This is a genomic window from Lentzea aerocolonigenes (assembly GCF_000955955.1).
GTDB lineage: Bacteria > Actinomycetota > Actinomycetes > Mycobacteriales > Pseudonocardiaceae > Lentzea > Lentzea aerocolonigenes_A.
This window is the reverse complement of sequence record NZ_JYJG01000230.1, coordinates 1-8712: the sequence shown is the minus strand read 5'-3', so window position 1 is coordinate 8712 and position 8712 is coordinate 1. Positions and strand designations below refer to the sequence as shown.

Genomic DNA, 8712 nt, shown 5'->3' with positions numbered 1-8712 from the left:
CGGGATCGATTCCGACGCCGTGGCTGGTGTCGGCGAAGTCCGAGGCGGCCCTGCGCGCTCAGATCGACGGCGTGCGCGGCGTGGCGGCAGACCCGGCGGACATCGCGTACAGCCTGAGTCTGCGGCCGGACTTCGATCACCGAGCGGTGATCATCGACGGTGTGGAGACCAAGGGGGTCGCGGACCTGGAGCGCAAGGTCGCGTTCATCTTCCCCGGCCAGGGCTCGCAGTGGGTCGGCATGGGCGCGCAGCTCCTCGACGAGTCGCCGATCTTCGCCGCCCGCATGGCCGAGTGCGCGGCCGCCCTGCGGCCCCACACCGACTGGAACCTCCTCGACGTCATCCGCCGAGCGGAAAGCCTCGACCGCGTCGACGTCGTCCAGCCCGCGAGCTGGGCGATGATGGTGTCGCTCGCCGAGGTTTGGAAGCACTACGGCGTCATGCCCGACGCCGTCATCGGCCACTCGCAGGGCGAAATCGCCGCCGCCGCGGTGAGCGGAGCACTCAGCCTCGAAGACGCCGCCAAAGTAGTCGCCCTGCGCAGCCAGGCCATCGGCCGCGTCATGTCGGGGCGCGGCAGCATCGTGTCCATCGGCCTGTCCGCCGAAGACGTCCAGCCACACCTCGAAGAATGGGGCGACCGCCTCAGCCTCGCCGCCACCAACGGGCCCCGCAGCGTCGCCGTCTCCGGTGACCTCGAAGCGCTCGACGCGTTCTGCGGCAAGCTCGTCGAGCAGGGCGTGCGGGTGCGCCGCATCGAGGTCGACTACGCCTCGCACTCGGCACAGGTCGAGGACATCCGCGACGAGGTGCTCGGCGACCTCGCCACGATCACGCCACAGACTCCACACACGCGCTTTCTCTCCACCGTCACCGGCGAGTGGAACGACGCCAGCACCGACGCGTTGTACTGGTTCACGAACCTGCGTCAGACCGTGCACCTCAACGAAGCCATCGAGCAGCTCATCGCCGAAGGACACCAGGTCTTCGTCGAAGTCAGCTCGCACCCCGTCCTCACGCCCGGAGTCCAGGACGCCCTCGAAGGCAAGCGCGGCGTCGTCACCGGCACGCTGCGCCGCGACCTCGGCGGCCTGAACCGCGTTCTCACGTCGCTCGCCGAGGTCTGGGTCCGCGGCCTCCCGGTCAAGTGGCACCTCGAAGGCAACCGCGTCGACCTGCCCACCTACCCATTCCAGCACGAGCGCTTCTGGATCGGCCCGCCGCAGCACCCGGTCGCCGCACAGGACCCCGTCGACGACGCCTTCTGGCAGGCCGTCGAACAGTCCGACCTCGCCACCCTCACCCGGAGCCTGCACCTCGACGAAGCCACGCTCGCCGCGGTTTTGCCCGCCCTCAACACATTCCGGCAGGCCAGCCGCGACCAGTCCACAACGGACTCATGGCGCTACCGCACGACGTGGAAGCCGTTGCGCGGGCTCGACAACGGCAAGCTCACCGGCACCTGGGTCGTCGTCACCACGGACGCCATCAACGACACCGACGTCGTCAACGCGCTCGGCGACGTGCAGCGGATCGTCCTGGACGCCAACGACGACCGCGTCACCATCGCCGCGAAGCTCGTCGAAGCGGACGGCATCGTCTCGTTGCTGCCCACCGACGAACGCCCCGGAACGATGGGCCTGCCCGTCGGCCTGCTGCTGACCGTCAACCTGATCAACGCGATCGCCGACGCCGGCCTCATCACCAAGATCTGGAACATCTCCCGCAACGCCCTCTCCACCGGCCGCGCGGACACCGTCGACCATCCGGCGCAGGTCCAGGCGGTCGGCATCGGCTGGACCGCCGCGCTGGAGCACCCGCAACGCTGGGGCGGCTCCATCGACCTGCCGGAGGAGCTCGACCAGCGCGCCGCGCAACGGTTCGTCTCCGCCCTGGCCAATGCAGGCGACGAGGACCAGCTCGCCATTCGCGCGTCCGGCACGCTGGCACGCCGCGTCGTCCGGGCTCCTTCGCGACCCGAGACCCGGGACTGGACCCCGCGTGGCACCACCATCATCACCGGCGGCACCGGAACGCTCGGCCCGCACGTCGCCCGCTTCTTCGCCCACAAGGGCGCCGAGCATCTCGTGCTCACCAGCCGCCGCGGCATCGACGCGCCCGGCGCCCGTGAACTCGTTGCGGAGCTGGAAGAACTCGGCACGCCCACCACGGTCGTCGCCTGCGACATCGCCAAGCGTGACGACGTCGAACGCATGCTGAACGAGCTGCGCGCGGAAGGCCGCGAGATCCGCTCGGTCATCCACACCGCCGCGGTCATCGGCCTGCACTCCATCGACGGATCCACTGTGGAGGGTCTGAGCGAGATCCTCGCCGCCAAGGTCGACGGCGCTACTCACCTGGATGCGCTGCTGACCGAGGACCTCGACGCGTTCGTGCTGTTCTCGTCGATCTCCGGCATGTGGGGCTCCGGCAACCACGCGTCCTATGTGGCCGGTAACGCCTACCTGAACTCGCTGGCCGCCAACCGTCGCGCTCGCGGACTGCGCTGCACGTCGGTCTCGTGGGGCATCTGGTCCGACGACATCGGCCTCGGCCGCGTCGACACCGACCAGATCCGCCGCAGCGGCCTCGAGTTCATGAAGGCACGGCTGGCGGTGGCCGGTCTGCAGCGCGCGATCGAGGACGACGAGACCGAGATCGCCATCGCGAACATCGCCTGGGACCGCTACTACCCGGTCTTCACCGCGATGCGCCCGGCCACGCTCTTCGAGGAGCTGCCGGAAGTTCGCGCTCTCACCGTCGCCGCCGAGCAGACCACCACGTCCGACGGCTCGTTCGCGGCCGAGCTACGCGCCCTTCCGCCCGCCGAACGCGAACAGCGGCTCCTCGAGCTCGTCCGCGCCGAAGCCGCGTCCGTGCTGGGCATGGCCTCAACCGACGCGCTGACCGAGCACAGGGCGTTCCGCGAGGTCGGTTTCGACTCGATCACCGCGGTCGACCTGCGCAACAAGCTCGCCGCCGCAACAGGTCTGACGCTGCCGACCACGATGGTGTTCGACCACCCCAGCCCGCTCGCCCTGACCGAGTTCCTGCTCGGTGAACTCCTCGGCGCCGACGTTCCCGCCGGCCAGGTCGTCGCGTCGGCCGCGTCCGACGAGCCGATCGCGATCATCGGTATGGCCTGCCGCTACCCCGGCGGCGTGGCGACACCGGAAGACCTGTGGAACGTCGTCATGAACGGGGTCGACGCGATCTCCGGATTCCCCGCGGACCGCGGCTGGGACGGCGACTCCCTCTACAACCCCGACCCGGACGCCCCCGGCGGCGCCTACTCGGTGCAGGGCGGCTTCCTGCACGACGTCGCGAACTTCGACCCCGGCTTCTTCGGCATCAGCCCGCGCGAAGCCCTCTCGATGGACCCGCAGCAGCGCCTCCTGCTCGAAACCGCCTGGGAGTCCATCGAACGCGCCGGCATCGACCCGCAGTCGCTGAAGGGAACCCTCACCGGTGCCTTCATCGGCGCCTCCTACCAGGACTACTCGGCAGGCGGCTCCGACCAGCCGGGCGACGAGGGCCACATGATCACCGGCACGCTCTCCAGCGTGCTGTCGGGCCGCGTCTCCTACCTGTTCGGACTCGAAGGCCCGGCCGTCACCCTCGACACCGCGTGTTCTTCGTCTTTGGTGGCGCTGCACCTGGCCTGCCAGTCGTTGCGCGACGGCGAAAGCTCACTGGCTCTGGCCGGTGGCGTGTCGGTCATGGCCACGCCGGGCGCCTTCGTCGGTTTCTCCCGCCAGCGCGCTCTCGCGAAGGACGGCCGCTGCAAGGCCTACTCCGACGCCGCCGACGGCATGACCCTCGCCGAGGGCGTCGGTCTCGTCCTGCTGGAGCGGGTGTCCGACGCGATCCGCAACGGCCACCGCATCCTCGCCGTCGTGCGCGGCTCCGCGGTCAACCAGGACGGCGCCTCCAACGGCCTCACCGCGCCGAACGGCCCCTCGCAGCAACGAGTGATCCGTCAGGCCCTGGCGAACGCGCGGGTCGAACCGTCCGAAGTGGACGCCGTCGACGGCCACGGCACCGGCACGGCCCTGGGCGACCCGATCGAGGCCCAGGCGCTCCTCGCCACCTACGGCCAGAACCGCTCCAGGCCGCTGCTGCTCGGCTCGATGAAGTCGAACATCGGCCACACCCAGATGGCCTCGGGCGTCGCGTCCATCATCAAGATGGTCCTGGCGCTGCGGGCGGGCGTCCTGCCCCGCACCCTCCACGTGGACCAGCCCTCAACCAAGGTCGACTGGTCCTCGGGCTCGATCAAACTCCTCGCCACCGAGGAAGCCTGGCCGCAGACCGGCCACCCGAAGCGCGCCGCCGTGTCGTCCTTCGGCCTGTCCGGCACGAACGCCCACGTCGTCCTCGAGGAAGCCCCAGAACTGTCAGACCCCTCTGAGATGATTGGGATGGGGGGTGGCTCCCCCCAGGGGGCCCGCCAATCCGGATCGATTCCGCAGGTCGGCGCGGTGCCGGTGCTGCTCTCGGCGCGCGCGGACGAGGCGCTCAAGCAGGTCGCGGGCAACCTGATCGACGTCGACGCGGACCTGACCGAGCTGGCCGCCAGCCTCGCCACCAGGCGGTCCACGTTCGAGAAGCGCGCGGTGGTCGTCGCGAGCACCCGCGACGAGCTGGTGCGCGGCCTCCAAGCGTTGCGTGACGATCAGCCGGACGCGAACCTCACCCGCGGGCAGACGACGCGCGGCCGCACCGCGTTCCTGTTCACCGGCCAAGGCTCGCAGCGCCTCGGCATGGGCAAGGCGCTGTACGAGCGCTACCCGGTGTTCGCCGACGCCCTCGACGCGGCCTGCGCCTATCTCGACGCGGACCTCGCGAGGCCGTTGCGCGACGTCATGTGGGGCGACGACCCGGAACTGCTCAACCAGACCGGCTACGCACAGCCGGCGATCTTCGCGCTCGAGGTCGCGCTCTACCGGCTCGTCGAGTCGTGGGGCGTCACACCGGACTACCTGGCTGGCCACTCCATCGGCGAGATCGCCGCGGCACACGTCGCCGGTGTCCTCAGCCTCGACGACGCCTGCACGCTGATCTCGGCCCGCGCCCGCCTCATGCAGGCACTGCCGGCCGGCGGCGCGATGATCGCGATCCAGGCCACCGAAGCCGACATCACCCCACTCCTCAACGACCGCGTGTCGATCGCCGCGATCAACGGGCCCACGAGCATCGTCATCGCCGGCGACGAGTCCGCGGCCGAGGCGATCGCGGCGCGGTTCGAGAAGTCCAAGCGGCTCAAGGTGAGTCACGCGTTCCACTCGCCGCTGATGGACCCGATGCTCGACGACTTCCGCGCGGCGATCAGCGACATCCAGTTCGGCACGCCGTCGATCCCGTTGATCGCGGACGACGTGACGAACCCGGAGCATTGGGTGCGGCACGTCCGCGAGGCCGTCCGGTTCGCGGACAAGATCACGCAACTGGAGAGCAAGGGCGTGCGGGCGTTGCTGGAGCTCGGCCCCGACGGCGTGCTCACCGGCATGGCCCAGGAGTCGCTCACCGAGGAAGCCGTGCTGGTCCCGGCTCTGCGCCGCGAACGCGATGAGGCCGGGACGCTGCTGACCGCGCTGGCCGGCCTGCACGTCCGCGGCACGACCGTCGACTGGGCCACCTACTTCGCGGGCTGCGCATCCGACGTCGAGCTGCCGACGTATCCGTTCCAGCACCAGCGTTTCTGGCCAGAGCCGGTGACCTCGCAGGACAAGGACGGCGACTTCGTCGACGACGAGTTCTGGGCCGCCGTCGAACGCGAGGACTTCGCCGCACTGGCGCAGTGGCGTTCACGCAAGCAGCAATCCACTGTGGACTCATGGCGTTACGCGGTGACCTGGAAGCCCATCACGGCCCAAGCCCCGCTCACCGGGCCGTGGCTGGTGCTCGCCGACCACGACGCGTCCGAGCTGATCGAAGCGCTCGGCGTCGAGACGGTCGTCGTCAACGCCACCACCCGGACAGAACTGGCTGAGCAGGTCCGCGGCGACTACGCCGGTGTGCTGTCGCTGCTCGCCCTGAACACCGGCGCCGAGGACGCGCTCGTCCGCACTTCCGTTGTGGTGCAAGCGCTCGGCGACGCCGGGCAGGACGCTCCGCTGTGGGTGGCGACGCAGGGCGCGGTGTCGGTCGGCGGCGGCGAGCAGATCGTCAACCCAGACCTCGCCACCGTCCACGGACTCGGCCGCGTGATCGCGCTGGAGCACCCGCAGCGCTGGGGCGGCCTGATCGACCTGCCCTCGCAGCTCGACTGGAACACCGCACGCCGCATCCCCGGCGTGCTGGCGGGGACCGAGGACCAGGTCGCGGTGCGGCCGTCCGGCGTCTACGGCCGCCGCCTCATCCACAGCACCCCGAGCGCGTTGCACCGCGACTACCGGCCGGGCCGCGTGCTCGTCACCGGCGGCACCGGCGCGATCGGCAAGCAGGTCGCGCAATGGTTGCTCGACCACGACGCCGAGCAGGTCATCCTGGTCAGCCGCAACGGAACCGCGGACTTCGGCGACCCGCGCGTGCTCGTGAAGTCCTGCGACGTGGCCGATCGCGAAGCCCTCGCGGCACTTCTCGCCGAGCACCCGGTGACGTCGGTCTTCCACGCGGCAGGTGTCGTCGAGGACGGCCTCGTCGAGTCGATGGACGCCACGTCGTTCACGAACCTGTTGCGCGCCAAGGTCCACGCGACCCGCAACCTGCACGAGCTCACCTCGGACCTCGACGCGTTCGTGCTCTTCGCCTCCACCGCCGGCGTCATCGGTGGCGCGGGCCAGGGCAACTACGCCGCCGCCAACGCCTTCCTCGACGCCTTCGCCGAACATCGCCGCCTGCAAGGACTTCCGGCCACCTCGGTGGCGTGGGGACCGTGGGGCGAGGCCGGCATGGCGGCCTCGGGTGGCGTCGCGGAACGCCTGAAGCGCGGCGGTATCACGCCGATGGAGCCTGCGCTGGCGTTGCAGGCGTTGAAGCAGGCCATCGAGCACGGCGACGCGGCCGTGCTGGTCGCCGAGATCGACTGGGAACGGTTCCTGCCCGCACTCGCCGGTCTGCGTCCCGCGCCGCTGGTCGGCGACCTGCCCGAGGTCAAACGCTTCCACACCACCGAAAAGGTCGTCGAGTCCGCGGAACAGCCGCAGTTCCTCAAGGCGCTCGCGGGCCTGACGAAGGCGGAACGCAACCGCGCGGTCCTCGACCTGGTGCGCGGCCAGATCGCCGCGGTTCTCGGCCACGGCAACGCATCCGACGTCGACCCGGACCGCGCGTTCCTCGACCTCGGCTTCGACTCGCTGACCACGCTGGAACTGCGCAACCGCCTGCAGGCCGCGACCGGACTGACGCTGCCCGCCTCGTTGCTGTACGACTACCCGACCCCCTACGACCTGGCGGACTTCCTGCTGGGCGAGGTCGGCGACGTGCCGGCCGAAGTGGTCGTGCGGCGCGCCGACGACGATCCGATCGCGATCGTCGGCATCGGCTGCCGCTTCCCGGGCGGCGTCACGTCCCCGGAAGCCTTCTGGGACTTGGTTTCCCGTGGCGGCGACGGCATCAGCTCGTTCCCGTCCGATCGCGGCTGGGACATCGCCGCTTTGAGCGCTGGTGCGTCGGCGTCGCTGGAAGCCGGTTTCCTCAACGGCGTCGCGGACTTCGACGCGCACTTCTTCGGCATCTCGCCGCGGGAAGCGCTCGCTATGGACCCGCAGCAGCGCCTCGTCCTGGAAACGGCTTGGGAAGCGCTGGAACGCACCGGCATCGACCCGTCGTCCTTGCGCGGTTCGCAGACCGGCGTGTTCGTCGGTACCAACGGCCAGGACTACGAGAACATCCTGCGCCGCTCACTCGACCCCGACATCCAGGGCTACCTCGCCACCGGCAACACCGCGTCGGTGATGTCCGGCCGCCTCTCCTACGTCCTCGGACTGGAAGGCCCCGCCGTCACCATCGACACCGCCTGCTCGTCGTCGTTGGTCGCCATGCACTGGGCGATGCGCGCGCTCCGCTCCGGTGAATGCTCTCTCGCGCTCGCCGGCGGTGTCAGCGTCATGTCGAGCCCTGACTCGTTCGTCGAGTTCACGACCCAGGGCGGTCTCGCTCCGGACGGCCGCTGCAAGGCCTTCGCCGACGCCGCCGACGGCACCGCGTGGTCCGAAGGCGCGGGCATCCTCGTCCTGGAACTCCTCTCGGACGCTGTCGCTCGTGGCCACGAGGTCCTCGCCCTTGTGCGTGGCTCCGCGGTCAACTCCGACGGCGCCTCCAACGGCCTGACCGCCCCGAACGGCCCCTCGCAGCAGCGCGTGATCCGTCGCGCTCTCGCGGATGCCGGTCTGTCCGTGGGCGACGTCGACGCCATCGAGGCCCACGGCACCGGCACCACCCTGGGCGACCCGATCGAGGCCCAGGCTCTTCTCTCGACCTTCGCCGACCGCTCCGAACCCCTCTACCTGGGCTCGGTGAAGTCGAACATCGGCCACGCCCAAGCCGCTGCAGGCGTCGCGGGCGTTATCAAGATGGTCGAGGCGATGCGTCACGGCGTGCTGCCCCGGACCCTCCACGTCGACGCCCCGACCACCCACGTCGACTGGACCTCGGGCCCGGTCGCCCTCCTCACCGAGAACACCGCCTGGCCTGCGACGGGCCACCCGCGCCGCGCGGGCATCTCCGCCTTCGGCCTCTCCGGCACCAACGCTCACGTGATCTTGGAAG

At 70.3% G+C, this 8712-nt stretch carries 1 protein-coding gene; it reads left to right on the top strand.

The window, feature by feature from the left end:
* Positions 1-8712 (top strand): type I polyketide synthase (locus UK23_RS27915; protein WP_045314632.1); only part of this gene is annotated, 8712 nt, incomplete at both ends.